This is a genomic window from Mycobacterium sp. 236(2023), from assembly GCF_029623955.1.
In the GTDB taxonomy this organism is placed as follows: domain Bacteria; phylum Actinomycetota; class Actinomycetes; order Mycobacteriales; family Mycobacteriaceae; genus Mycobacterium.
This window is the reverse complement of sequence record NZ_JARSBP010000002.1, coordinates 1,163,780-1,187,430: the sequence shown is the minus strand read 5'-3', so window position 1 is coordinate 1,187,430 and position 23,651 is coordinate 1,163,780. Positions and strand designations below refer to the sequence as shown.

22 protein-coding genes, 1 tRNA gene and 1 pseudogene are annotated in these 23,651 nt (G+C 66.3%); 13 read left to right on the top strand and 11 right to left on the bottom strand.

From position 1 onward, the window contains the following. The 3 genes from P9A17_RS08205 to P9A17_RS08195 are packed head-to-tail and all read right to left on the bottom strand — an operon-like array spanning position 1 to position 3,517. Positions 1–1,245, bottom strand: a complete 1,245-nt coding sequence (locus P9A17_RS08205; RefSeq protein ID WP_278038053.1) for a DUF1214 domain-containing protein — start codon at positions 1,243–1,245, stop codon at positions 1–3. After that, complete coding sequence (locus P9A17_RS08200; protein ID WP_278038052.1) at positions 1,245–2,396, bottom strand: sulfotransferase; 1,152 nt, start codon at positions 2,394–2,396, stop codon at positions 1,245–1,247. Before P9A17_RS08200 ends, P9A17_RS08205 begins: the two co-directional genes overlap by 1 nt. Next, positions 2,393–3,517, bottom strand: a complete 1,125-nt coding sequence (locus P9A17_RS08195) for an LLM class flavin-dependent oxidoreductase (RefSeq protein ID WP_278038051.1) — start codon at positions 3,515–3,517, stop codon at positions 2,393–2,395. Before P9A17_RS08195 ends, P9A17_RS08200 begins: the two co-directional genes overlap by 4 nt. Before the next feature lie 106 nt (positions 3,518–3,623). On the opposite strand from P9A17_RS08195, the gene opgC reads away from it, so the two are divergent. Continuing rightward, positions 3,624–4,667: an OpgC domain-containing protein gene (gene opgC, locus P9A17_RS08190; protein WP_278038050.1), complete on the top strand. Its 1,044-nt coding sequence runs from the start codon at positions 3,624–3,626 to the stop codon at positions 4,665–4,667. Positions 4,668–4,751: 84 nt separating this feature from the next. After that, the gene (locus P9A17_RS08185; protein WP_278038049.1) at positions 4,752–5,879 is read left to right on the top strand and encodes a hypothetical protein; all 1,128 of its coding nucleotides are present in this window, start codon (positions 4,752–4,754) and stop codon (positions 5,877–5,879) included. Between the two features lie 2 nt (positions 5,880–5,881). Here P9A17_RS08185 and P9A17_RS08180 read toward each other — a convergent pair whose 3' ends face one another. From P9A17_RS08180 to pgm, 4 genes are all read right to left on the bottom strand, one after another. Continuing rightward, the gene (locus tag P9A17_RS08180) at positions 5,882–6,139 is read right to left on the bottom strand and encodes a DUF3297 family protein (RefSeq protein WP_278038048.1); all 258 of its coding nucleotides are present in this window, start codon (positions 6,137–6,139) and stop codon (positions 5,882–5,884) included. A gap of 46 nt (positions 6,140–6,185) precedes the next feature. Then, positions 6,186–6,258 (bottom strand) — tRNA-Ala (locus tag P9A17_RS08175). Between the two features lie 53 nt (positions 6,259–6,311). Beyond that, entirely contained in the window at positions 6,312–7,577 is a 1,266-nt protein-coding gene (locus P9A17_RS08170; RefSeq protein WP_278038047.1) for an MFS transporter, read from the bottom strand. Further along, positions 7,574–9,205, bottom strand: a complete 1,632-nt coding sequence (pgm, locus tag P9A17_RS08165; protein ID WP_278038046.1) for a phosphoglucomutase (alpha-D-glucose-1,6-bisphosphate-dependent) — start codon at positions 9,203–9,205, stop codon at positions 7,574–7,576. The genes P9A17_RS08170 and pgm overlap by 4 nt, the downstream gene beginning before the upstream one ends. Positions 9,206–9,267: 62 nt before the next feature. Here pgm and crcB (P9A17_RS08160) point away from each other — a divergent pair, with 62 nt between their 5' ends. The 6 genes and pseudogenes from crcB (P9A17_RS08160) to mbtN all read left to right on the top strand — a co-directional run bounded on the left by crcB (P9A17_RS08160) (position 9,268) and on the right by mbtN (position 14,055). Then, positions 9,268–9,663, top strand: a complete 396-nt coding sequence (gene crcB, locus P9A17_RS08160; RefSeq protein WP_278038045.1) for a fluoride efflux transporter CrcB — start codon at positions 9,268–9,270, stop codon at positions 9,661–9,663. Then, entirely contained in the window at positions 9,660–10,028 is a 369-nt protein-coding gene (crcB, locus tag P9A17_RS08155; RefSeq protein WP_278038044.1) for a fluoride efflux transporter CrcB, read from the top strand. The genes crcB (P9A17_RS08160) and crcB (P9A17_RS08155) overlap by 4 nt, the downstream gene beginning before the upstream one ends. Beyond that, positions 10,019–11,032 carry a DUF190 domain-containing protein gene (locus tag P9A17_RS08150; protein WP_278038043.1) on the top strand — a complete coding sequence of 338 codons (1,014 nt, stop codon included), beginning with the start codon at positions 10,019–10,021 and terminating at the stop codon, positions 11,030–11,032. The genes crcB (P9A17_RS08155) and P9A17_RS08150 overlap by 10 nt, the downstream gene beginning before the upstream one ends. Positions 11,033–11,069: 37 nt before the next feature. Continuing rightward, positions 11,070–11,327, top strand: a pseudogene (locus tag P9A17_RS08145) (acyl carrier protein); the annotation flags it as partial. Next, positions 11,324–12,904, top strand: a complete 1,581-nt coding sequence (gene mbtM, locus P9A17_RS08140) for a long-chain-fatty acid--ACP ligase MbtM (protein ID WP_278038042.1) — start codon at positions 11,324–11,326, stop codon at positions 12,902–12,904. The pseudogene P9A17_RS08145 and the gene mbtM, both read left to right, overlap by 4 nt. Next, positions 12,901–14,055, top strand: coding sequence for a mycobactin biosynthesis acyl-ACP dehydrogenase MbtN (gene mbtN / locus P9A17_RS08135; RefSeq protein WP_278038041.1), 1,155 nt, complete (start codon positions 12,901–12,903; stop codon positions 14,053–14,055). The genes mbtM and mbtN overlap by 4 nt, the downstream gene beginning before the upstream one ends. 13 nt (positions 14,056–14,068) lie before the next feature. Here the strand turns inward: mbtN and P9A17_RS08130 are convergent, their stop codons facing one another. Next, complete coding sequence (locus P9A17_RS08130; protein WP_278038040.1) at positions 14,069–14,668, bottom strand: GNAT family N-acetyltransferase; 600 nt, start codon at positions 14,666–14,668, stop codon at positions 14,069–14,071. A gap of 44 nt (positions 14,669–14,712) precedes the next feature. Continuing rightward, entirely contained in the window at positions 14,713–15,135 is a 423-nt protein-coding gene (locus P9A17_RS08125) for a hypothetical protein (protein WP_278038039.1), read from the bottom strand. Positions 15,136–15,165: 30 nt separating this feature from the next. Here P9A17_RS08125 and P9A17_RS08120 point away from each other — a divergent pair, with 30 nt between their 5' ends. Both P9A17_RS08120 and P9A17_RS08115 read left to right on the top strand, forming a co-directional pair. After that, positions 15,166–15,360, top strand: coding sequence for a hypothetical protein (locus P9A17_RS08120; protein WP_278038038.1), 195 nt, complete (start codon positions 15,166–15,168; stop codon positions 15,358–15,360). Positions 15,361–15,378: 18 nt separating this feature from the next. After that, positions 15,379–17,229, top strand: a complete 1,851-nt coding sequence (locus P9A17_RS08115) for a hypothetical protein (RefSeq protein ID WP_278038037.1) — start codon at positions 15,379–15,381, stop codon at positions 17,227–17,229. Between the two features lie 3 nt (positions 17,230–17,232). Here P9A17_RS08115 and P9A17_RS08110 read toward each other — a convergent pair whose 3' ends face one another. Beyond that, the gene (locus tag P9A17_RS08110) at positions 17,233–18,168 is read right to left on the bottom strand and encodes a DUF808 domain-containing protein (RefSeq protein ID WP_278038036.1); all 936 of its coding nucleotides are present in this window, start codon (positions 18,166–18,168) and stop codon (positions 17,233–17,235) included. A gap of 219 nt (positions 18,169–18,387) precedes the next feature. Here P9A17_RS08110 and P9A17_RS08105 point away from each other — a divergent pair, with 219 nt between their 5' ends. The 3 genes from P9A17_RS08105 (at position 18,388) to P9A17_RS08095 (ending at position 20,708) form a co-directional block, all read left to right on the top strand. Beyond that, positions 18,388–19,464: a hypothetical protein gene (locus P9A17_RS08105; RefSeq protein ID WP_278038035.1), complete on the top strand. Its 1,077-nt coding sequence runs from the start codon at positions 18,388–18,390 to the stop codon at positions 19,462–19,464. A 74-nt stretch (positions 19,465–19,538) separates the two neighbouring features. Beyond that, positions 19,539–20,009 (top strand): hypothetical protein, encoded by a 471-nt coding sequence (locus P9A17_RS08100; protein ID WP_278038034.1) that lies wholly within the window; start codon positions 19,539–19,541, stop codon positions 20,007–20,009. Positions 20,010–20,015: 6 nt separating this feature from the next. Then, entirely contained in the window at positions 20,016–20,708 is a 693-nt protein-coding gene (locus P9A17_RS08095; protein WP_278038033.1) for an HAD family hydrolase, read from the top strand. On the opposite strand, the gene P9A17_RS08090 is transcribed toward P9A17_RS08095, so the two are convergent. Beyond that, a complete protein-coding gene (locus P9A17_RS08090; protein ID WP_278038032.1) occupies positions 20,692–23,538 on the bottom strand; it encodes an MMPL family transporter in 2,847 nt (948 codons plus the stop codon). The two genes, P9A17_RS08095 and P9A17_RS08090, sit on opposite strands and share 17 nt — an antisense overlap. Between the last annotated feature and the right edge of the window lie 113 nt (positions 23,539–23,651).

Genomic DNA, 23,651 nt, shown 5'->3' with positions numbered 1-23,651 from the left:
TCAGATCCGGTACCTGCTGCGGATGGCGTCGAAGCGTGCATGCAGTTGGGCGGCCCGCTCCTCCTGCGTGACGCGCCGGGTGTCGGCAGGTAGGACGGCATCCAGTTCGGCGAGACTGACGACCCTGGTGCTGACCTCGGGCAACTGCCTGCTCCCGATGACGCGCATCGTCAGGTAGCCCTCGCTGAAGCGCTGCGTGTCGATCCAGTTGTGTACACCGGGGTCGTTGTGCGCCATCACCATTCGCACGCACCCGTCGGAGTCGATCGCCGACCTGGCCGGCGTATAGCTCACGGGCCGATACAGATAGTCCATGCTGTTCCAGAATGCGCCCATGTTCGTCAGCATCCAGAACTCGTTGTCGTCGGCGAACTCGAAAATCAACGCTTCGTCCGGCTCCAGACGCCACGGCATGGTGACAATGAGCCGGCCGCGGCGCGCGTCACGTTGCTCGGCGGTGCCCGCAAAACGCGCACCCGGAAACACGTTGGGTTCGGGTTCGCCGAAGAGCGAGCCGATCTGCAGTTCGCGATCCGGCCAGTCCGTCATGACCCCGGTGAGAAAATCGCCGGCCCACTGCATCGACGCGATGAGATCCTGCGGTTCCGGAACGGGACGAGGCTCGTCCATGTCGATGCGCTCGATGCTGAACTGCGCCGAGCGCTCGGTCCACGAGTCGAATCCCTGACGCATGAAGAGCTTTCGCGAACCAGGAGTGGTGGGAAGCCAATTCAGTTCTCGTCGTTCACCTCCGACGTACAGCACGAAGCTGCCGTCGGACTCGGTGACCAGATCGTCGCCGGTGATGTTCGCTTCGGGAGTGTCACCGAAGGGCTCGTGCAGGTTCGGGTGGTCGGCACCGTAATACACGTCCTTGTCGGGGCGCGGACCCTGCACGGTGAAGTTGATGAACCGCGCCGTGCCCCGGTCGCCCGCAATCCGGTAGGTCGAGCCGCCGTCGATCCATGCCTGCAGATAGACGAAGTCGGCGTTGTCACCGCCGAGCTTTCGGCTCGGCCCGCAGAACGGATGAATCACCGGATAGCGGGTGTCCTTGGTCTCGAGCGCCAGATCATAGGCCTGCCCCAGATTCTGCGTCAGATAGCGGAACGCGTCGGCCCGCTGCAGGGCGTTTCCCGGCGAGGTGTCCTTGAAGGCGAGGTCCCCAGCCGCCTTGAGCCGGTCACAGAACCGATGCCACGCCGCGCGCAGCGGCTCGTCGTCGTCGCTGTCCCCGAACGCCATCAGCGCCTCGTCTCGATGTCGATGCCGAATCGCTGGCGATAGTCGGCGAATTCGTTGTGCAGCTGCTCCACCGGGACCGGCAGCACATCGGTGGAGTAGGTGAACTTGCCGTAGCGATCGCTGCGGTTGGTGACGAGGTAGTCGCGCATGCCCTTTTCGGCTTCGGCGGACAACTGCAGACCGGCGAAGTCGTAGAAGCCGCCGATGGTGGCGACCGGGTCCGCGACGAAGTCGCGGTAGCGGACGTGGTGGATGCGCGGATCGTCGACGAGCGGATCGGTCAGGTAGGCATGGAAGTTGGCCCGCGAGCCCTCGATCGTCGCCCGGGCGTACTGAGTCCAGTCCAATCCCCCGGCAAGGCTCTCGTTGATCTGCCCGAAAGCAACGATCTGCGAGGCCAGCACCTGCACGGGATCACGGTGCACCCAGACGATGCGGGCGTCGGGATAGGTGTCGAAGAGCGCGCGCAGACGTCGGCCGTGAAATCCTTTGAGAATCCAGCGCTTCGGGGGTCGGGCGTGTTGGATGTGCTGCAGCATCATCAGGTGCAGTGCGTACTGCGCGTGATGGTCTTGCGGGAAGTTCTTGATGGTCATGGGAACTCGCCACCAGGCGCTCGGGTTCGTCGCGCGGAAGTCGAAGGCCCACGTGCGTTCACACTCGGGCAGACCGTCGCCGAGCAGGTCGTTGTACGGGTGACTGATGACCCACGGCGGGATGCGGTCGAGGATGTCGCGCCAGTCGGCGTCGGCCCGGGCCCGGCGCGGGTCGTCGATCGCGGCCGGACCGGGCGGCGGCGACGGGTACATGACTTCCCAGAACCTCAGTGCGCGCGAACCCTCGTCCTCGGCGAGCAGGGCGTGCAGCAGCGTCGTGCCCGACCGCGGCTCGCCGGTCGCGAACAGCGGGGATGTGATCTTTTCGTCCGCGAGCGGCAGCCGCGCGTGGTCGGCGACGAAGCGCAGGCGGCTCGTCAGCAGGCCGTTGATCGTGAGTGCGGCTGCCTGCAAGCCTGGTTCATCCAGTTCGGCGCTGTTGACGCTGTCGACGACCAATGCCACACGCTCAGGCAGGGTGTCATCCCCGAAATCGCTGAGCCCCTCCGATTCTCGCGCGTCGGCGATGAGGACGTCGGTCTGCAAGAGTGTCATGTCGTACTTTCCGTGAGCTGCAACAGAGCGTCCTCGACCTCGCGTACTTTGCGGGCCGACTCGGCGGCATAGTCCTGTCCGGCCATTCCGCTGTAATCGAGCACCGAGACGACGCGGGCACCGGCCTCGCCGAACTCGGCGATCTGCTCGGCGACCTGCTTCGGTGTGCCATGCGGAACGACAGACAGGATTGCGGCCGGGTCGACGTCTTCGAAAAGCTGGAGCAGTCTGTCGCGGGTCAGCACGCGCGGATCGATGTCCTGGATGCCTCGCCAGGTCTCCCCCATCGGATGGGGGTGGCCGGCGGCTGCCAGTGCGTCGCCGGTCAGTTGCAGCACGAGCGACTTCACCAACGGCTTTCGCATGATCGCGCTCAGTTCGTCGGGTTCGCCGATGAGGCAGACGACCATCTTCGCCGGCGTGATCGCCAGCGGGTCGCGGCCCGCCCGTTCGGCCGCCTCCCTGATGCGCGCCAGCTGGGCGGCGTACGTCTGCGGACCGGCACTGCCCGTCGGCCACCAGCCGTCGCCGAACTCTCCGACCAGCTGCAGCATGCGGGGTCCGTTGGCCCCGATCCAGACGGGCGGCGGACCCGTGTGGTGAACGTCGGTGTCGAGCCGTGCGTGTTCCAGCGTGAAGTGCTCACCGGTGAAGTCGACCGGTCCATCGGCGTTCCAGAGGAGGCGGATCAGCCGGAGCGCCTCGGCGAATCGGCCGACGGTACGCCGGTGGTCGAATCCGTAGGGCGCCAGGTTCTCGCGCTCACCGGCACCGAGTCCCAGGATGAACCGGCCACCCGACAGGTGGCTCAGGGTCAGAGCCGACTGGGCCAACATGACGGGGTGGCGGCGGACGGTGTCGAGCACGCTCGTCGCGAGCCGAGTGCGTTCCGTGCGCGCAGCGACGGCACCGGCGAGTGCGACGGTGTCGAGGTAGCGGTGCGGAGACGGCGACGCGTGCGCGAGGTCGGTGAACTCGGGCGTCCAGATCGAGTCAGGCCAGAAGCTCACGAGGTGATCGGGCAGCCACAGAGAGTGGTAACGGCCGTCGTCGAGAGCATCCAGCCTGCCGAGATCGAGCGGCAGAGTCGTCCTGAAGAACGAAGCCAGCTCCAAGGGCATGAAGCGCAAGCTACACGCACGATGACGACTACGTCAGCGAAATGCTGTGCATCTGCTCAGCACGACTTCGAAGCGCCCGCGGCCCCACTCTTGCAAGAATTCGTTGGTGACGCGAGACCCAGCGATCGACGGCGTTCGCGGGCTCTGCATTTTCAGCATGGTCATCGGCCACATCTGTTTCGGCTCGACGGTGTGGCGGATCGTTCATCCGGTGCCATGGATCGACGGTGCGTCCGGGTTCGTTCTGCTGGCCGGACTGGTCCTCGGCATGGTCAGCCGGCGGCGCGTTGATTCGGCCGGCGTGGTGCGCTCTCAAATTCTCCTGATGCGCCGCATGGCGCTGTTGTACGTCGCTCACGTTGGCGTCACGACACTGGCAGTTGTCGTATCGCCCATGACGCCTCACACCGATCCCGGGCTCGCCGATATCGGCGAGGCCTCCCCGGCGCAGATGGCGTGGTGGCTCGCCACGATGCAGATCAACCCCGACCGCGTCGACATCCTGTCGATGTACGTCGCGCTGCTGGCACTTGCGGCCGTGTGGGTCTGGGCATTGAGCCGCCGATGGTGGCCCCTGGTGGGGGTCTCGTCGGCTGTGCTCTACACCGCGGCGGTGACCCTGGATTGGGGCCGGTTTCCCAACCGGCCGGACGGCTGGGCGTATTTCAACACTGCGGCGTGGCAGGCATTGTTCGGTGTCGCTTTCGTTGCGGGCTGGTACTGGTCCCGGCTACGCGATCCGCTTCGCGGGCGGGCGGCCCTGGCGATCGCGTCCGGCGGTGGGTTGCTGGTCGCCGCGGCCGGCGTTGCGCTGCACCACTTCGGGACGGGCGCATGGCTTTTCGACAAGGCCAACTGCGGGCCGGGCCGAATTCTGTTGGCGTTGGCTGCCTTCGTGGTGCTCTACCAGATGATGCGATTCGCGATCGCGTATGTACCGAGGCTCGTCGCGCCCGTGGTGCTGGTGGGTTCGCGCAGCCTTGCATGCTTCGTCGCATTATGCGTCGCCGGAACACTGCTACCGCTGGCGATCGGCTATCACCCGACGAGTGCCGCCGCTCAGATCGCGGCGGTGCTCACGCTGCTGGCCATGTACCCGGTCGCGCGCGCTCGCGGAGCAGCCGGAACGGCACTGGCCCGCCGGCGCTGATTGACACACCCGACAGTCGGTGCCATATTTCATTCGAAATATGGATCATTGCATTCCATTATTGGAACATGAATTGGGGCGTCGATGCACACGCAGGAATTCCTGGACCACATCGCCACGGCAGAGCAACTGGTGCGAAATGCAACACACGTCGAAAGCGAGGCCGATCTCCTCGAAGGCCTGCAGTACTTGGCCGGCTGTATCGCGGCCTGCACCCGCCTCGCCTTCGACCACGACCGCGATCACCCGTTCCTGCACACGGGCACAGGGCCTTTCACGAAGATGGCGCTCGACAATCCGGACACGCTGTATTTCGGCACGTGGCTCCAGCGCGGCCACGAGTACGTCCTCACGGGGCGCCGCGGCACCACAACCGACCTCAGCTTCCAACTGCTCGCCGGCGACTACACCGACGACAACGTGCCCGACAGCCAGTTCGCCTTCGACGATCGCGAACTCGACCTCACCGCCGACGGCCGTTTCCAATGGCACTTCACCCCCGACTGTGACGCCCAATTGGTCGTCCGCGAGGTCTACAACGACTGGTCAGCCCAGCGAGGCACCATCGCGATCGCGCGCACGGACGGCGCCGACACCCGGCCTGGCACACTCACGCCCGAGCTGGTCGCGGCCCGCTATGCGGCTGCCGGCAAGCACCTGACGCGACGCATCAAGACGTGGCTGTCGTTCCCGCAGTGGTTCTACCTCAATGTCCCCGTCAACACGTTGACCGCGCCCCGCATCACCCCGGGCGGACTGGTTACCCAGTACTCCTCGGTCGGGCACTTCGACCTCGGTCCGGACCAGGCCATGGTGATCACTCTGCCGGCCGGCGCCGCCCCCTACCTCGGCTTCCAACTCGGGAGCATGTGGTACATCTCGCTGGACTACATCAACCATCAGACGTCCCTCAACGGCACGCAAGCACACGTGGACCCCGACGGAATGATCCGGATCGTTGTCGCACATGAGAGCCCGGGTGTCACGAACTGGGTCGAAACCCTGGGCCGTCGACGGGGTTACCTGCAGTTCCGCTGGCAACGGACATCACGTCAGCTCACAGACGCCGACGGCCCGACGGCCGAGGTCGTGGACTTCGACGCGATACCGTCCCGACTGCCCTTCTTCGACCACAACACCATCAGCGATGACGACTTCCGAACGCGGATTGCCCTGCGCCAGAATCACATTGCCAACCGGATGGTGGCCTAGCGCTATTCGGCGCCGCGGAAATAGGGTTCGACTGTCCCGTTGAGCTTGACCATCATCGGATTTCCGCGACGGTCCTTGGCGGTCGGCACGGCAACACGCACCCAGCCCTCGGCCACGTTGTACTCGAGGACATTGGTTTTCTCGGACCCATTGAAGCGAATACCGACGTCGCGGCTAAGCACCTCAGCGTCATACAGAGGGCTGTTCGGATCAATGGAAAGGGCATTCGGCGGAACGTCGGCGATCTGGTCCTCGGACATGATGTCTTTCGTTAGATGCTGCGTCTGAGCTGCCTGTTCAAATGGGTGGAGCTAAGGGGATTCGAACCCCTGACCCCCACACTGCCAGTGTGGTGCGCTACCAACTGCGCCATAGCCCCTTGTTGTGCTCATCGAAGTTACACCACGAGGAGTATGCCTTCAAAATCGCTGGTCACGGCACTTCTCCGCCGGCCTCCGGTCCCAGCGGACGCGACGGTGTGTGCTCCGTCGACGGCTCCGGGCGCGTTTCCGGAGCGAAGATCCACCACACCGCAGCGAGGCCCAGGATGATGCCGCTGACCAGGAACGCCAACCCGAACGACGTGTACTGCGCGATCAAGCCGACCAGCAGCGATCCGCCGATCGAGCCGAAGTCGGCCATCATCTGGAACGTCGCCACCGCCGTTCCGCCCCGCGACTTGCTGCCCACCACGTCGGCCACCGCGGCCTGCTGCGGTGAGACGAAGATGCCCGTCGCCGCCCCCGCGACGTAGGCCGCCACCAGGAACACCGGCATCGACGTCGTGTAGCCGACCAGCGCCGTCGACACCGCCGCCAACGACAGCCCGAAGATCATCAGCTTGCGTCGCCCGAATCGGTCCGACAGATACCCACTCGGGATGACCACCGAGATGTTGCCCACCGCGAACGCCGTCAGCGCCAGACCCGCCGCACCCGGTCCGCGGCCCAGCACCTCCACGATGAACAGCGGCACCAACGCGATGCGCAGACCAAACGACGCCCACCCCGTCGCGAAATTGGAGAACAGCGCCGCCTTGTACGCCCGGTGCCGGAACACCTCCCGGAACGGCACAGGCGGACCGGTGTCCTCGTCCGACTGCCCGATCACGGCCGAGTTGCGCAGGCTGACGAACACGACCGTCGCCGCGACCAACAGCGCCGCACCGTAGATCAGGAACGGCGCCGAGAGCCCGAACCCGGCTGTCAGGCTGCCGAGGATCGGCCCGCCCACCGACCCGAACATGAACCCCGACGAGAACAGTCCGGCCACCCGGCCACGCGCGTCGGTCGGCGAGATCCGGATCATCAGCCCCAGCGACGACACCGTGAACATCGCCGACCCGACACCGCCGGCCGTGCGGAAAAGCAGCAGCTGCCAATAGGTTTCAGCGAATGCACACGCCGCGGTCGACACCGCCACGATGATCAGGCCGCTGATGTAGACCCGCCGCTCCCCCAGCTTCTGCACCAGGAACCCGGCAGGCGGTGCACCCACCAACCGCATGACGGCGAAGGCAGTGATGATGAACGTCGCTGCGCTGATGCTGACCCCGAAGTGCCGCGCGTACTGCGGCAGCACCGGGGCCACCACCCCGTAGCCCAATGCGACTACGACATTGGCGGCGACCAGAACCCAGACTTCTCGCGGCAACCGGCGTTTGGCCTGAGGCTGACACTCGCCCTCCGTCCGCGTCACGCGATGACTGAGTTGACCACGGCGCGCGCAGCGTCCTGAACTTCGGTGAGATGATCTGGGCCGCGAAACGATTCCGCGTAGATCTTGTACACGTCCTCAGTGCCCGACGGGCGTGCGGCGAACCACGCGTTCTCCGTCGTCACCTTCAGCCCGCCCAGCGAGGCACCGTTGCCCGGTGCGGTCGTCAGTTTCGCCGTGATCGGCTCACCCGCCAGCTCGGTCGCGGTCACCTGATCGGCCGACAGTTTGGCCAGCCGCGCCTTCTGCTCGCGGTTGGCAGGTGCGTCGATGCGGGCATACGTTGGGGCGCCGTACTTTTCGGCGAGCTCCGCGTACCGCTGCGACGGCGTTGACCCTGTCACCGCGAGGATCTCCGACGCGAGCAGCGCCATGATGATGCCGTCCTTGTCGGTCGTCCACACCGAGCCGTCGCGGCGCAGGAGCGACGCGCCCGCGCTCTCCTCGCCGCCGAAACCGATCGTCCCGGAGATCAGCCCGTCGACGAACCACTTGAATCCCACCGGCACCTCGACCAGCGTGCGACCCAGACCGGCCACCACGCGATCGATGATCGACGAACTCACCGCGGTCTTGCCCACCGACGTGTCCGGCGCCCATTCCGGCCGGTGCGCGAACAGGTAGTCGATCGCCACCGCGAGGTAGTGGTTCGGGTTCATCAGGCCGCCGTCGGGCGTGACGATGCCGTGCCGGTCGGAGTCGGCGTCGTTGCCTGTGGCGATCTGGTAGGAGTCCCGATTGGCAATGAGCGAGGCCATCGCGTTCGGTGAGCTGCAGTCCATCCGGATCTTGCCGTCGGTGTCGAGGGTCATGAAGCGCCACGTGGCGTCGACGAGCGGGTTCACCACGGTCAGCTTCAGGTTGTGACGCTCGGCGATGGCACCCCAGTAGTCGACGCTCGCGCCACCCAGTGGGTCGGCGCCGATGCGGATCTCCTCGGCGCTGATCGCGTGCAGGTCGACCACGTTGGGCAGGTCGGCGACGTAGGCGTCGAGGTAGTCATGGCGCTGCGCAGTACCCAGAGCGCGAACCAGCGGGATGCGCTTCACGTCCTTGAGGCCGCCGCGCAGAATCTCGTTGGCGCGCTTGGCGATGACGCCGGTGGCGTCGGTGTCGGCGGGACCGCCGTTTGGCGGGTTGTACTTGAAGCCACCGTCGCGGGGCGGGTTGTGCGACGGGGTCACGACTATTCCGTCTGCGAGATCACCCTCGCGCCCGCGATTGAACGCCAGGATAGCGTGGCTGACCGCAGGCGTCGGGGTGTAGCGGTCCGCCGAATCGATCATCACGACAACGTCGTTGGCGGCCAGCACCTCCAACGCCGACGCCCACGCCGGCTCGGACAGCGCGTGCGTGTCGCGGCCGATGAACAGCGGGCCGGTGGTGCCCTGCGCGGCGCGGTACTCGACGATGGCCTGCGTCGTCGCGACGATGTGCGCTTCGTTGAACGCCGCGTCGAGGCTCGATCCCCGGTGCCCCGAGGTGCCGAACACGACCTGTTGGTCGACGTTGTCGGGGTCGGGACTGACGGTGTAGTACGCCGTGACGACCTGGGCCACGTCGATGAGGTCTTCGGGCTGCGCCACTTGGCCGGCACGCGGATTCGCCATGCCGTTGATTCTGCTCCTACCGCCTCCCGCACGGCACGGGCAGGGATGGGCATACTTTGCCAATGGCGCTCGACCGGCGAGAACTGGCTGCAGTGTTCGCCGGTGGCGCGGTGGGCACGCTGGCGCGCGCAGGCTTCGAGGAACTCGCCGCGCCGGATCCGGGCCGCTGGCCATGGCCGACGTTCACGGTCAACATCGTCGGCGCGTTCCTGCTCGCCGTGTTCGTCACCCGACTCCTGGAACGCCTGCCGGTGTCGAGTTATCGGCGGCCCTTCCTCGGCACCGGTCTCTGCGGCGGCCTCACGACCTTCTCCACGATGCAGGTCGAGACCATCAAGATGGTCGAACACGGCCATTACGGTCTGGCGGCCGGCTATCTCGCGGCCAGCATCGCGCTGGGCCTGCTCGCGGCCTATTTCGGCACGATGCTCGTGCGCCGCGCGAGGGTCTGGCGATGACCGACGTGCTCGTCTGGATGGGGGTGGCGCTGCTCGGCGGTCTCGGTGCGGTCACCCGGCTGACCGTCGACAAGGCCGTCTCGAAACGCGCGGGGACGGCGTTCCCCGTCGGGACGCTCGTCGTCAATGTCAGCGGTGCCCTGCTCCTCGGGTTCCTCGCCGGCCTCGCGCTGCCCCCACATCTGGCACTGATGGCGGGGACCGGCTTCGTCGGGTCCTACACGACGTTCTCCACGTGGATGCTCGAAACCCACCGACTCGCCGAGGAACGCCAGATCTGGCTCGCGGTGGCCAACATCGCGGTGAGCCTCGCGCTGGGGCTTCCGGCGGCCTTCGCCGGCCAGACGCTGGGGGCATGGGTATGAGCGACATCCTGACGCTGAAGGTGTACTTCGCCGAACGTGAGCGCAGCGGGGACCGATTTCTCGCCGACGCGATGCTCGACCTCTTCGAGAAGCGCGCGATCGCGACCAGCATCATGCTGCGGGGCATCGCCAGCTTCGGACCCACCAACATCCTTCGCAGCGACCGCTCGCTGAGCCTGTCCGAGGACCCGCCCGTGACGATCTCGGCGATCGACACCTCGGACAAGATCACGGCACTGGCCGACGACGTCGCCGCACTCACCCGCCGCGGTGTCATCACCGTGGAGCGCGAAGGCGAACCCTCCGGTATCCCGCACGACACCGTCCGCATGACACTTCACCTGGGCCGGCGCCACAGGATCAGCGGCGAGCCCGCCTATGTCACCGTCTGCGCGGTCCTGCACCGCCACGGGTTCGCCGGCGCCGACGTCTATCTCGGCGTCGACGGGACAGTCGCAGGCCTGCGGCACCGCGCGAAGTTCTTCAGCCGCAACAACGACGTCCCGCTGTCGATCGTCGGTGTCGGCACCGGCGCTCAGGCCGACGCCGCTGTCGACGAACTCCGCGGGTTGCTGCCCGACGCATGGTTCACGATCGAGCCCACCCTCCTGTGCAGGAACGGCGGTCAACGCCTGGCGTCACCGGCGCTGCAGGACAGCGGGTTCTACGCACTCGCGGTCAGCACGTCCGAATCGTCACTGCACGACGGGCGCCCCATCCACCGACAGCTGATCCGGCGGCTCAAAGAGTCCCCCCATGCCAGCGGTGCCACCGTGCTGCGTGGAATCTGGGGGTTCCGCGGGGCCGAACGCCCGCACGGTGACCGGTTCCTCCAGCTGGCCCGCCACGTACCGGTGACGACGGTCCTGCTCGACACGGCGGAGAACATCGCCGCGTCCTATCCGATCGTGGACGACCTGACCGAGCACGAGGGACTGGTCACCATCGGGGTGCTGGCGAGGATGTTCGAGGTGCACGGTGAGGGCCACCCTAACAAAGTGTGAGGGTAGCCTATCTTTAGCTGACCGAGTAACCTGTGCCGCCATGACCACTCCGAACACCGTCGGCGCCGCCCTCGAGGAGATCCTGCGCGACGACCTCAACGTCGACATGAGCCGGGTGACGCGCGACTCGCGCCTCATCGACGACGTCGGCCTGGATTCGGTCGCGTTCGCCGTCGGCATGGTGGCCATCGAGGACAAGCTCGGCGTGGCGCTCACCGAGGAAGATCTGCTCACCTGCGACACCGTCGGCGATCTCGAGTCGGCAATCCTGGCGAAGGTGCCCGCAGCCCAGTGAGCGTCCTCGCTACCGCACTGTCGGAGGCGATGACCTCGTCGACAGATGACCTTGTGCTGCTCGATCGTGCCAGCGGACAATGGATCCGGCATCCGTGGCAGGAACTGCACACGCGTGCGGAGAACATCGCCCAACGCATCCTCGACGGGCACGACGGTGCCGTCGGCCTCGTCGGTGATCCCACCGCCGAGTTCGTCGCAGCGATCCAGGGTGTTTGGATGGCGGGCCGCTCGCTGTCGATCCTGCCCGGACCCGTGCGCGGCGCCGACAACCGGCAGTGGGCCGACGCGACCGCACAACGCTTCGCCGGGATCGGCGTCCGCCAGATCTTCACCCACGGCGACTACCCGGAACTCCTGCGCAGCAACGACTTCGGCGTCGACGTTCATGACGTGACCGCCGTCGGTCATGCGCAACGCGCCACGACGCTGGCCGCGCTGCCGGCACCGCCGGGCGTCCCGGCGGTGTTGCAGGGCACCGCCGGATCCACCGGATCTCCCCGCACCGCGATGCTGTCCCCCGAGGCGGTCATGGCCAACGTCACGGCCCTGCTCGAACACACCGGAACCGACAAGACCAGAGACCGCGGCCTGACGTGGCTGCCGCTCTATCACGACATGGGCCTTACATTCCTGCTGACCGGGTTCCTCACCGGCGGCGAGATGTGGCTCGCACCCACGGCATCCTTTGCCGCATCACCCTTCCGTTGGCTCAGCTGGCTGTCGGAGAGCCGGGCAACCCTGACGGCCGCACCGAATTTCGCGTACACCGTGCTGGGCCGATACGCGCGCCGTATCCCCGACGTCGACCTCGGCAACCTGCGTTTCGCGCTCAACGGCGGCGAGCCGATCGACTGCGACGGGTTCGAGCTGTTCTTGACCGAGCTCGCCCGATTCGGACTCGATCCAGGCGTGGCCGCCCCGTCCTACGGGCTGGCGGAATCGACCTGCGCCGTCACCTCCCCGAGGCCGGGAACCGGTCTGCTCGTCGACGAAATCCTCGATGCGGCAACGGATTCAGTACAGCGCCACGCCGTCCTCGGCAGTCCGATCCCCGGCATGGAAGTGCGTATCGCGCCGTCCGACGCCGCGGACGGGTCCGCAGAGCGGGAGATCGGCGAGGTGGAGATACGTGGCACCTCGATGATGTCGGGCTACCTCGGCGGCGAGCAGCTGGCCGCCGGAGAGTGGTTCCGCACCGGCGATCTGGGCTACCTGACCGACGATGGTCTCGTCGTGTGCGGTCGGGTCAAAGAGCTGATCACCGTGGCCGGGCGCAACATCTTCCCCAACGAGATCGAACGCGTCGCCGCCCAGGTACGCGGTGTTCGCGAAGGCGCCGTCGTCGCGGTCGGCACACAGGCCGATTCGGCGCGACAAAGCCTCGTCATCGCCGCGGAGTTCCGTGGACCCGACGAGTCGGGCGCCAGAAGTGAAGTGGTGCAGCGCGTTGCGTCGCAATGCGGCGTGGTGCCGGCCGACGTGGTGTTCATGGCGCCGGGTTCGTTGCCGCGCACCAGCTCGGGCAAGCTGAAACGTCTCGAGGTGAAGAGAAACTTTGAGGGTGCGCGGGTATGACCGTCGAGGCCTACCGTGAGCTCCTGGACGAGACGTTCGGCGAGTCCGTGATCGGGTGGACCGCCGAAGCCGAGGCCTCGGAACGCTTCCCCCGCAAGATGATCGAGCATCTGGGCACCAGCGGCGTCTTCCGCAGCAAGTGGGGTCCGGCCGGCACGCAGCACCCCGACGTGGCCAAGCTCAACGAATTGGCGTTCCGGCTGGGCCATCTCGGTTCCGCAGGCATCGGCGTCGGCGTCAGCCTGCACGACTCGGCCATCGCGATCCTGCGCCGGTTCGGTAAGTCCGATCACCTCAAGACGATCTGCGAGCAGGCCATCGACGGTGAGGCGGTGCTGTGCATCGCCGCATCCGAAGAGTCAGGCGGTTCGGATCTGCAGATCGTCGAGACCGAAGTCCGTTCCGCGCGAGACGGTTTCGAGATCCGCGGGATCAAGAAGTTCGTCTCGTTGTCTCCGATCGCCGACCACATCATGGTGGTGGCTCGCGGCGTGGACCACGACCCGGCCAGCAGACACGGCAACGTCCTGGTGATCGCAGTGCCCACGAAGCAGGTCGACGTACAGACCCCGTGGCGCAAGGTCGGAGCGGGCCCCCTCGACACAGCTGCGGTGCACATCGACACCTGGGTGCCCGCCGACCATCTCGTCGCACGGCCCGGCGCCGGCCTGGCCGCCATCTCGTGGGGGCTGGCCCACGAACGCATGTCGATCGCCGGCCAGGTGGCCTCGTCGTGCCAGCGCGTCCTCGGTATCACGCACGCCCGGATGGTGCAACGCCGACAGTTCGGCGCCACGCTGTTCGAGCACCAGGCGCTGCGGCTGCGCATGGCGGACCTGCAGGCCCGCGTCGACCTGCTCCGCCACGGCCTGAATGGCATTGCTGCACAAGGCAAGCTGGATCTCCGCTCGGCGGCAGCGGTGAAGGTGACCGCGGCCCGGCTCGGCGAAGAGGTGCTGTCAGAGTGCATGCACATCTTCGGCGGATCGGGCTACCTCGTCGACGAGACACCGCTGGGCCGCTGGTGGCGCGACATGAAGCTGGCGCGCGTCGGCGGCGGCACCGACGAGGTGCTGTGGGAGTTGGTGGCCGCTTCGATGAAACCCGACTTCGACGGCTACGCCGAAATGATCGGCGGGCCCGCCGAATAAGTGCGCACGTAGATCAGGCCGGCCGGTTCATCGCGTACAGCGCCATCCGCCGGTTCGACATCTGGTGCTCACCGAGGAAGTCGCACTTGGCGTATTCGCACAGCCGGCGTGCGCCCGTGTTGCGATGGTCCGGATCGAACATGATGCGTCGGCACTGCGGTTCGATCGTGAACAGACTGGCGGCCAGGCGCGGCAGCAACAGCGGGCCGAACCCGCGGTTGACGATGTTGAGGTCGGCGATGGCGGCATGCAGCCCGAGGTCGTAGGGGTCGGCGTCGTAGCGCGGCGCGATCGAGTCTTTCGCGGCCCGATACACCTCGACGTAGCCGTGCGGTTCCCGTTTGTAGGTACCCATCAGCGGCCGCGAGTAGGTCCCGGCCAACTGCGCGCGCAGGTAGCCGTGCCACCACTCGACGGGCCGGTCGTACTCCCACGCCTCGGCCAGGTGCGGACGGTTCATCCACTCCGAGATCACCGCTGCGTCGGTGTCGGGATCCACGATTCGGATCTCGTAGGGCTCGGACAATTGCGGAATCGGCGGCGGTGGCACAGCGCGAATCTCGTCGCTGAGCTCGGTGAGCTCCCTGGGCAGGATCGGCAGCACATCAGTCATCGTGAGCGCAGAGCCTACCGGAGTCAGGTGAGGCTAGGTTTACCTCACAGCAGCAGCGTTACGCCGGCGACGGCGAGCGATACCACCTTGACGAACTCCAGCGCGACGTAGACGTAATGCGCGCGCGAGCGCGGACCGTCAGAACCCGCCAGGACGCGATCCGACCGCCGCGTCAGGGCGGGCCGCACCGCCACGATCTGCGCGACCAGCATGACCGTCGCGACGACCACCGCCGCCCGAGCGCCCGCCGACGAGGCGGATCCGAACGCCCCGACCAACGCCGCCGCGGCCAGGACGACCTCGCAGACATTGAGCGCGCGGAACACCAAACGCCCGATGCCGAGCCCGATCTGCAATGTCACACCCGGAGCGCGGAACTTCAGTGGCGCCTCGAGGAAGGAGATCGCCAACACCATGCCCAGCCAGACGAACGACGCTGCAACGGCGAGGGCGAGAAGGCCGGGCATTCGCGGAAGCTTAGGTGACAAGCTTGTCGCATGGACGTTGACCGTGTCGCCGAGTTGCGGCGCTGGGAGGATTCCGGGGCCGTGTGGCGGGTGATCGGCCGCACCGCAACCACCGTCACGGTGGCGCTGCTGACCTGCGACGGCGGCGAAGAGGTCGGAAGATTCACCAGCGACGAGCCGCACCTTCTGGGGTTCCTCGGCAAACGATCCGCGAGCGACGACTGAACGTGGCACCGTACGTCCATGGCGACGATGCCTCAGAATCCGTTCTCACAGCACGGCCGCTTCGTCGGACGTGTCGGCGCGCTCGCGGTAGCGCTCGGTATCGGCGCCGCCATCGCACACGGGGCGGCCGTCGCGATGGCCGACGACGGTCCGCCTGGTTCTGAGTCGTCCTCGACCTCCGACGGCGCTGGCACGAGCAAGCGCGACCAGCCTTCCGATCCCTCGGCGGATTCTTCGATAGATACGACGGCCCCGGACACCGACGACGAGCACTCGGATGCCACAGACGATGACACTGAGGAAAAAACTCAGGACGAGGACGCCGCGGCTGACGACAACTCCGGCCACAAGACCAAGCGCACCGCGAAGGTCGAGTCCGCCGCACCCGAGAACGACGATCCCGACGTCGTATCCGAGGCGCCCTCGACGCCGGCGGTGACCTCGACCGGCCCGGAGGCCCCGACCGAAACGGAATCCGTCACCGTCGCCGCGGCGAGTAGCCCGTTGGGAACTGAGCAGCAGTTGGAAGCGGAGAGGATCGCGGCGCGGACCGTCAAGACACTGCCCGTGCAACTGATGAAGCTCGTGCTGGCGGCGGGCTGGCTGACCACCGCGCAGCGCGAGTACAGCGAGATGGGTGGTATCGACGGGAAGAACTACTGGCATCTCGGTCGGTCCATCGACGAGTACGCCCTCGGCGCGGCATTCCAGCAGCAGCTGCTCAATCCGATGAAACCGACGGTGGTCACGCAGGTCGCTCCCCCGCACTCGTGGTACGGCCGTGACGTTTCCGGCTCGCGCATCCTGTACGACAACCCCGACACCATCTACCGGTTCATGGGCGTGAACATGACGTCCACGTATGTGATCAAGGGTCAGTTCACCGGAGCGATGCCCGCGGACACGAACTTCAGTGTGTTGACCGGGCTTTCGGGCGTCACCGCCGACAACCTGAGCGGCCGCCAGTTGATCGTCGAGCCCGATGGCTCGTTCACCATCACCGTCAGCGGCGACCCGGCCGTCCCCGGCCAGGGCAACCATCTGCAGCTGACCGCCGACACGACTCTGATCGCGGTGCGAAACACGCTGTCGGACTGGGGTACTCAACCGCCGATGAGCTTGTCGATCGAGCGATTGACAGGCCCACGCGACAGCTTGTTCAGCCAGCTCGGCGGGTTCGCCATACCGGGCCTCGGACCGATGGTCACCAAGAGCCCGCTGCTCACGGCGTTGGTGTCGCTGATTCCGCCGATGAAGGAGCCGCCCCCGCTGTTGCGGGGCGCGTTCACCGCCATCGTGATGGCCCTCGGCCTGGGCCAGGAGTCGAAATACATCAAGGTCGCCACCACCGACGCCGAGACCGGTGAACGCGTGCAGCCCAACGAGTTGAGGAACCCGACCCGCAACGCCGAGTTCCTCGCAACGCAGTTGCAGAGCGCAGGCTACTTCGACCTGGCCGATGACGAGGCGCTCGTCGTCACCATCACCCCGGGCAACGCCCGCTACTTCACGGTTCCGGTGACCAACCTGTGGACCATCACCGACAACTATTGGGACGAGCAGACGAGCCTCAACAATGCTCAGGCCGTTGCCAATCCGGACGGCAGCTTCACTTTCGTCATCTCACCGACCGACTCCCGGGTCTACAACTGGGTGTCGACGGGCGGATTCAACAAGGGCACGATCTCGATCCGATTCCAGGATCTGAACCTGACGTCATCCGTCACGCCGACCGTCACAGCGCAGAAGGTGTCGCTGGCCGAGCTGCCGGCTGTGCTGCCTCCGACGACGAAGTACGTCACCGGCCCCGAGCGGCAGGATCAGCTGGCGATCCGAAAAGCCGGATTCGACAACCGTTTCGCGTACTGACGGTCAGTGCTTGACTTTCTTGCCGAACGGCAGCACGTGCACGACGGCAACCACAATGGCGCCCACGACCAGACCGATGACCGCCGAGATCGCGGTGTTGATCAGCCAGGCCAGCACCCCGCCGACAGCCGCGAGGTGTTTAACCGCTTCCTCGGCGTGGTGAACGAGTTCGTAGGGAGCGTGCCAGCCGAGTTCGTCGACCCCGACGAGCAAGATATGACCACCGACCCACAGCATCGCCACGGTGCCGATGACCGAGAGGGCCGACATCAGCTTGGGCATCCCGGCGACGAGGCCGCGGCCGATTTTCTGGGCGAACGCCGATGACCGCTGGGTGAGGGCGAGCCCGACGTCGTCCATTTTCACGATGCCGGCGACGACGCCGTAGACCGCGACGGTGATCACCACGGCGACGACGAGCAGGATGATCAGCCTCGGCACGAACGACTGGTCGGCCACCTCGTTCAGGGCAATCACCATGATCTCGGCCGACAAGATGAAGTCGGTCCGGATCGCTCCGGTCACCATGTATTTCTCGGCGTCGGGGCCCGATCCGGCAACGGGCGACGCATGCGAGTCGTGGCCCCGAATCATCCCCCAGACTTTCTCCGCGCCCTCAAAACACAGATATGTCGCGCCCAGCATCAGGATCGGCGTCAGCGCCCACGGCAGGAACTGGCTCAGCAGTAGTGCTGCCGGGAGGATGAAGACGACCTTGTTGCGCAGCGACCCGATCGCGATGCGCTTGATGATCGGCAGCTCGCGTTCGGCGGCGATGCCGTGGACATATTGCGGTGTGACGGCGGTGTCGTCGATGACGACGCCGGCGGCCTTCGCGGTCGCCCGTCCCGCTGCGGCACCGATGTCGTCGACGGACGCGGCGGCAAGGCGCGCCAACGCTGCAACGTCGTCAAGGAGCGCGAACAGGCCCCCGCTCATCGAGTCATCCCGATTGCTCCGGCGGTCATGCCACCGAACGTTACCCAACTGCCACAGGCATGGCGATGCCGCTGAAGGCCTGACCCGACACGCGGGCCGTCGTTGCCCGACACGCGGCAAACTATCCCCCTTTGACCTGCGCGTGAGCTAGTTTTAGGGACTGGCCACCACAGGCTGCTGCGCAGCAGCGCCCGCGGGGGCTGATTCTGGGGGTGCGTGATGTCGAGTTCGATTCGTCCATGGGTCACGGCGGGTATCGCCGTCGTGGGCGTAGGCGTGATCGCCGTGGCTCCGTTCGAGCCACTGCCGCCCGGTGACAGCATCCAGATCACCAATTCCGCCGTCGAACTGAACACGACACCGCGCCCGTTGGACTACTACCCACAAGTCGTGATGCGGTCGCTGGAGAACGCCAGCGATCGTCTCGCTGAGTATCTGGCCGCTCCACTGCCCATCGTCACAGCGGTCCTTGAGAGTCAGTACGACGCGATCACGGACATCGTGAGCGCAGGCGAAGATCGCGATGCGGTCGCCGTCGTCAACGCGCTCGTCGGCGCCGTCGCGCTACCCGTCGTCAATCTGACGAAGGTCGTCGGCAGCGGTGAGCCGTTCGACATGATCGCCAGCCTCATCATCCGGCTGGCGCTACCGATCGTCAGCGGCGTCCTCGCCGCCGGCTCCACGGTCGGCGACGTCGTCGAGTCGTTGCTCGATCTCGACGTCGTCGGTGCCGTCAGCGCCATCACCAACCTGCCAGCGCGAATCGTCGACGGCATACTCAACGGGCGCGTCGACCCCGCCGGTAACGCATACTTCGGCCTGCTCGCCCCGGTGGCTGATGAGCCGGTCACCGACCAGTTGACCGGCCCCGTGTCGTTTCTGATCGACTCTCTCCAGGGCATCGGCGACACCATTTCCGCGCCCGCTCCGGTCGGCGTCGGCGAAGGCCCGGCCGACCTCCCACTGGTCGGGTCGGCGACGGTGACAGTGCCCGTCACGCCGCCCGCGGGCGCGCCGTCGTCCGCAGGACCGGGGACGCCGAACTCGGACAGATCCGACGATCCGCCGACGGATCCGCCGGATGCCGGCGGGGTCGACGAGCCGCCTTCGTCGGATCCAGAAGACTCCGCACCCGAGGAGTCCGTCGATCCCGAGCAGGCAGAACCCGGCGGGAACCCCACAATCGGCAGCGAACCGGCGAGCGTAGCGACGGCGTCCGATGACGCAGGGTCCGACGACGAAGCCGGCCCGCCGTCCAGCGACGGGCCGGACGCTTCGACCAGCACGGGTGACTAGCCACAACCTGCGGCGAGTTTGCGTCATTTTCATCGGGGTACCAACGAAGAGTTCCTCGACAGTCAGGTGGACCCATGCGAACTCAACGGACAACAGCGGTAGCCACACTCGGCGGCGCCGCACTGCTGATGCTTGCCGTCGGATGCGGCGGCAGTGACAGCGGGGAGGAATCGACCTCCACTACCTCCGAAACGTCGGAGACCACGAGCGTGACCACAACGACGCCGACCGCGACGACGGTTGCACCCACCGAGACGACCGCGCCGGAAGGCGGCGGCGGAGCCGACGGGGGCGGCGGATCGATCCCCGGCGGACCCACGGGTGGCGGCGGAGCCGACGGCGGCGGCGGATCCATCCCCGGCGGACCCACCGGTGGCGGCGGACCCGGCGGCGGCGGCGGATCCATCCCTGGCGGACCCACCGGTAGCGGCGGACCCGGCGGCGGCGGCGGATCCATCCCCGGCGGACCCACCGGCAGCGGCGGACCCGGCGGCGGCAGTGTCACCATTCCCGGCGGGCCGACAGTCGCCATCCCGGCTCCCTGATCCGGAGTGACGTCCGAAACACGGCGCCCCGCTGTTCTGTTCGACATCGACGGCACGCTGGTTGATTCCAACTATCTCCACGTGTACGCGTGGCTGCGGTCCTTCGACGAAGAAGGTCTGCCGGTCGACGGTTGGCGGATTCACCGCGGCATCGGCATGGACGGGACGAGTCTCGTGCGCTCCCTCGCCGAGCATGCCGGCCAAGATGTGCTCGACCGACTCAAAGACGGGCACGACCGGTTCTACAAGGAGAGTTCCGGTCTGCTCGCCCCGCTACCGGGTGCACGCGACCTTCTTCGCTGGGTGGCGTTGAAAGGGCTACAGGTGGTGTTGGCAACATCGGCACCTGAAGACGAATTGGCCATGCTGCGAGACGTTCTCGATTGCGAAGACCTGATCGCGGCAGTGACTTCGTCAGAGGATGTCGACACGGCCAAACCCAAACCCGACATCGTCGAGGTCGCACTGGACCGAGCCGGTGTCACCGCAGAGCAGGCGGTGTTCGTCGGCGACGCGATGTGGGACTGCGAGGCGGCGGGACGGGCGGGCGTCCCGTCGATCGGCGTGCTCAGCGGCGGCGTCTCACGCGCGGAACTGCTCGACGCAGGCGCGTCCCAGGTCTTCGACGATGCGGCCGACCTTCTGGCGAAGCTGGATTCGACACGCATCGCCGAGTTGGCGGTCAGCGACTCGCGGTAGCCGTCTTGGTGCGCAATGCGGCCAGTCGTCGTTGCGACGCGGCGGTCTGGATCTTCTGCGGCCACCAGAACCACCGCCCCAGCATCGCGGCGACGGCTGGTGTCATGAACGAACGCACGATCAGTGTGTCGAACAGCAGACCCAGTGCGATTGTCGAACCCACCTGTGCCATCACCTTCAGGTCGCTGAACGCGAACGTGGCCATGGTGAACGCGAACACCAGACCGGCGGAAGTGACGACGGACCCGGTGCCGGCCATAGCGCGGATGATGCCGGTTTTCAGACCGCCGGACAGCTCCTCCTTGAAGCGTGACACCAGCAGCAGGTTGTAGTCGGAGCCCACCGCCAGAAGAAGGATCACCGACATCGGCAGCACCATCCAGTGCAGTTCCAGCCCGATGATGTGTTGCCACAGCAGAACCGAGAGCCCGAACGACGCACCGAGGGACAGCAGGACGGTGCCGACGATCACCGCGGCGGCGACCACGCTGCGCGTGATGATCAACATGATGACGAAAATGAGTGTGACAGCGGCTATTCCGGCGATGAGCAGATCGTAGAAGGCGCCGTCCTTCATGTCCTTGTAGGTGGCGCCGGTGCCCGCGAGGTACACCGTGGATCCTTCCAGCGGAGTGCCTTTGATGGCTTCCTTCGCCGCGGTCTTGATCGGCACGATCTGCGAGATGCCCTCGACCGTCGCCGGATCGCCCTCATGGCTGATGATGAAGCGCACCGACTTGCCGTCCGGGGAGATGAAGTTCTCCATGCCGCGCTTGAAGTCGTCGTTGTCGAACGCCTCCGGCGGCAGATAGAACGAGTCGTCGTTCATCGAATCGTCGAACGCATCGCCCATGGCGTCGGAGTCCTCGGACATCGCTGCGTTCTGATCGAGCTGACCCTTCTGGGTCTGGTACTGCCGCAACATCATTCCCTGCATCGAGCGCATCGTCTCGATCTGCGACGGCAGCAGCGCGATCAGCTGCGGCATCGTGGCGTCGAGTCGTTCGAGTTCGGGGACGAGTTCCAGAATGTCGTCGGTCAGCGGGTTGATGCCGTCGAGGGTGTCGAAGATCGACCGCATGCTCCAGCACACCGGGATGTTGAAGCAGTGCGGTTCCCAGTACAGGTAGTTCCGGATGGGCCGGATGAAATCGTCGAGATCGGAGATGTGGTCCCGCAATTCGACGATGTCGACCGCCGTGGCTTTCGTCTTCTCGACCATGCTGTGGGTGACTCCAGACATCTGGGTCATCAAGTTGGACATCCTGGTCATCACGTCGATGTTGGTCTGCATCGTGTCGGCCTGGACCAGCATGTCGGCCATCCGGTCCTGCATGTACTTCTCGTTGAGCTGGCTCGTCGTGCTGCGCATGCTCATCTGGAACGGGATGGTGGTGTGCTTGATCGGCTTGCCGTCGGGTCTGGTAATCGTCTGGACACGCGCCACTCCGGGCACCTTGAAGATGGCCTTGGCGATCTTGTCGATGACCAGGAAATCAGCCGGGTTTCGCAGATCGTGGTCGCTTTGGACCATCAACAGTTCAGGGTTCATGCGCGCGGTACCGAAGTGCTTGTCGGCGACGGCGTAACCGATGTTGGCGGGCACCTCCTCGGGGAGGTAGTCGCGCGCGTCGTAATTCGTCTTGTAGCCCGGCAGGGTGAGAAGCCCGACAAGGGCGAGCGCCAACGTCGCGGCCAGTACTGGTCCCGGCCACCGCACGACGGCGACACCGACGCGCCGCCAGCCCCGGGACCGAATGGCGCGCTTGGGTTCGAAGAGCCCGAAACGACTGCCGACCACGATGACTGCGGGGCCCAGCGTCAGTGCCGCGACGACGGCGACGAGGGTGCCCACCGCACACGGAACACCCATCGTCTGGAAGTACGGCAGCCGGGTGAAGCTCAGGCACAGCATCGCGCCGGCGATCGTCAGGCCCGAACCCAGGACGACGTGCGCGGTGCCGTGAAACATCGTGTAGTAGGCGGTTTCCCGGTCCTCGCCCGCGCCTCGGGCTTCCTGATATCGGCCGATCGCGAAGATGGCATAGTCGGTTCCCGCGGCGATCACCATCAGGGTCAGCAGGTTCACCGCGAATGTCGACAGACCGATGATCTCGGCGTTGGCGAGGAACGCGACCATGCCGCGAGCCGCTCCGAGTTCGATGAACACCATCAGCAGGACCAGAACCGTGGTGGCTATCGAGCCGTAGACGAGCAGCAGCATCACGATGATGACGCCGAAGGTGATCATGGTGACGCGGAAAACGCTCTTGTCGCCGGCGCTGTGCTGGTCGGCGACCAGCGGCGCACCGCCCGTCACATAGGTCTTCACCCCTTGCGGCGCGGGCACCTCGGCGACGATCTCGCGCACCGCGGCCACGGCCTCGTTGGCGCGCGGCTCCCCCTGATTGCCGTGCAGATACACCTGGACGTAGGCCGCCAGGCCGTCGGTGCTCTGCGCGCCCGACGCGGTCAGCGGGTCACCCCAGAAGTCGGCGACGTGCTGGACGTTCTCGGTGTCGGCTTCCAGCTTGTCGATGAGCTCGTCGTAGTAGCGGTGCGCCGCGTCGCCCAGCGGCTGCTCGCCTTCCAGGACGATCATCGCGCTGCTGTCGGAGTCGAACTCCTGGAAGTCGGCGCCGATCCGCCGCATCGAGATCATCGACGGCGCATCGTTGGCGCTCAGGCCGACAGTGTGTTCCTCACCGACCTTCTCGAGCGGCGGGACGGCGACATTGGTGACGACTGTCAGCGCGATCCAGCCGAGAATGATCGGAAGTGCAAGGAGGCGGATGATCCTGCCGATCCCGGAGCGCCCGGCACCTGCCACGTCCACCGCCCCCGATCAAGCCTGACACCGGCACGCTCAGCGGCGGCCTGCGTGACACTCAGTGTGTCGCGTGTCATACATGTAGCCCGTCAAAGCATTCCCTGTCAATTGCG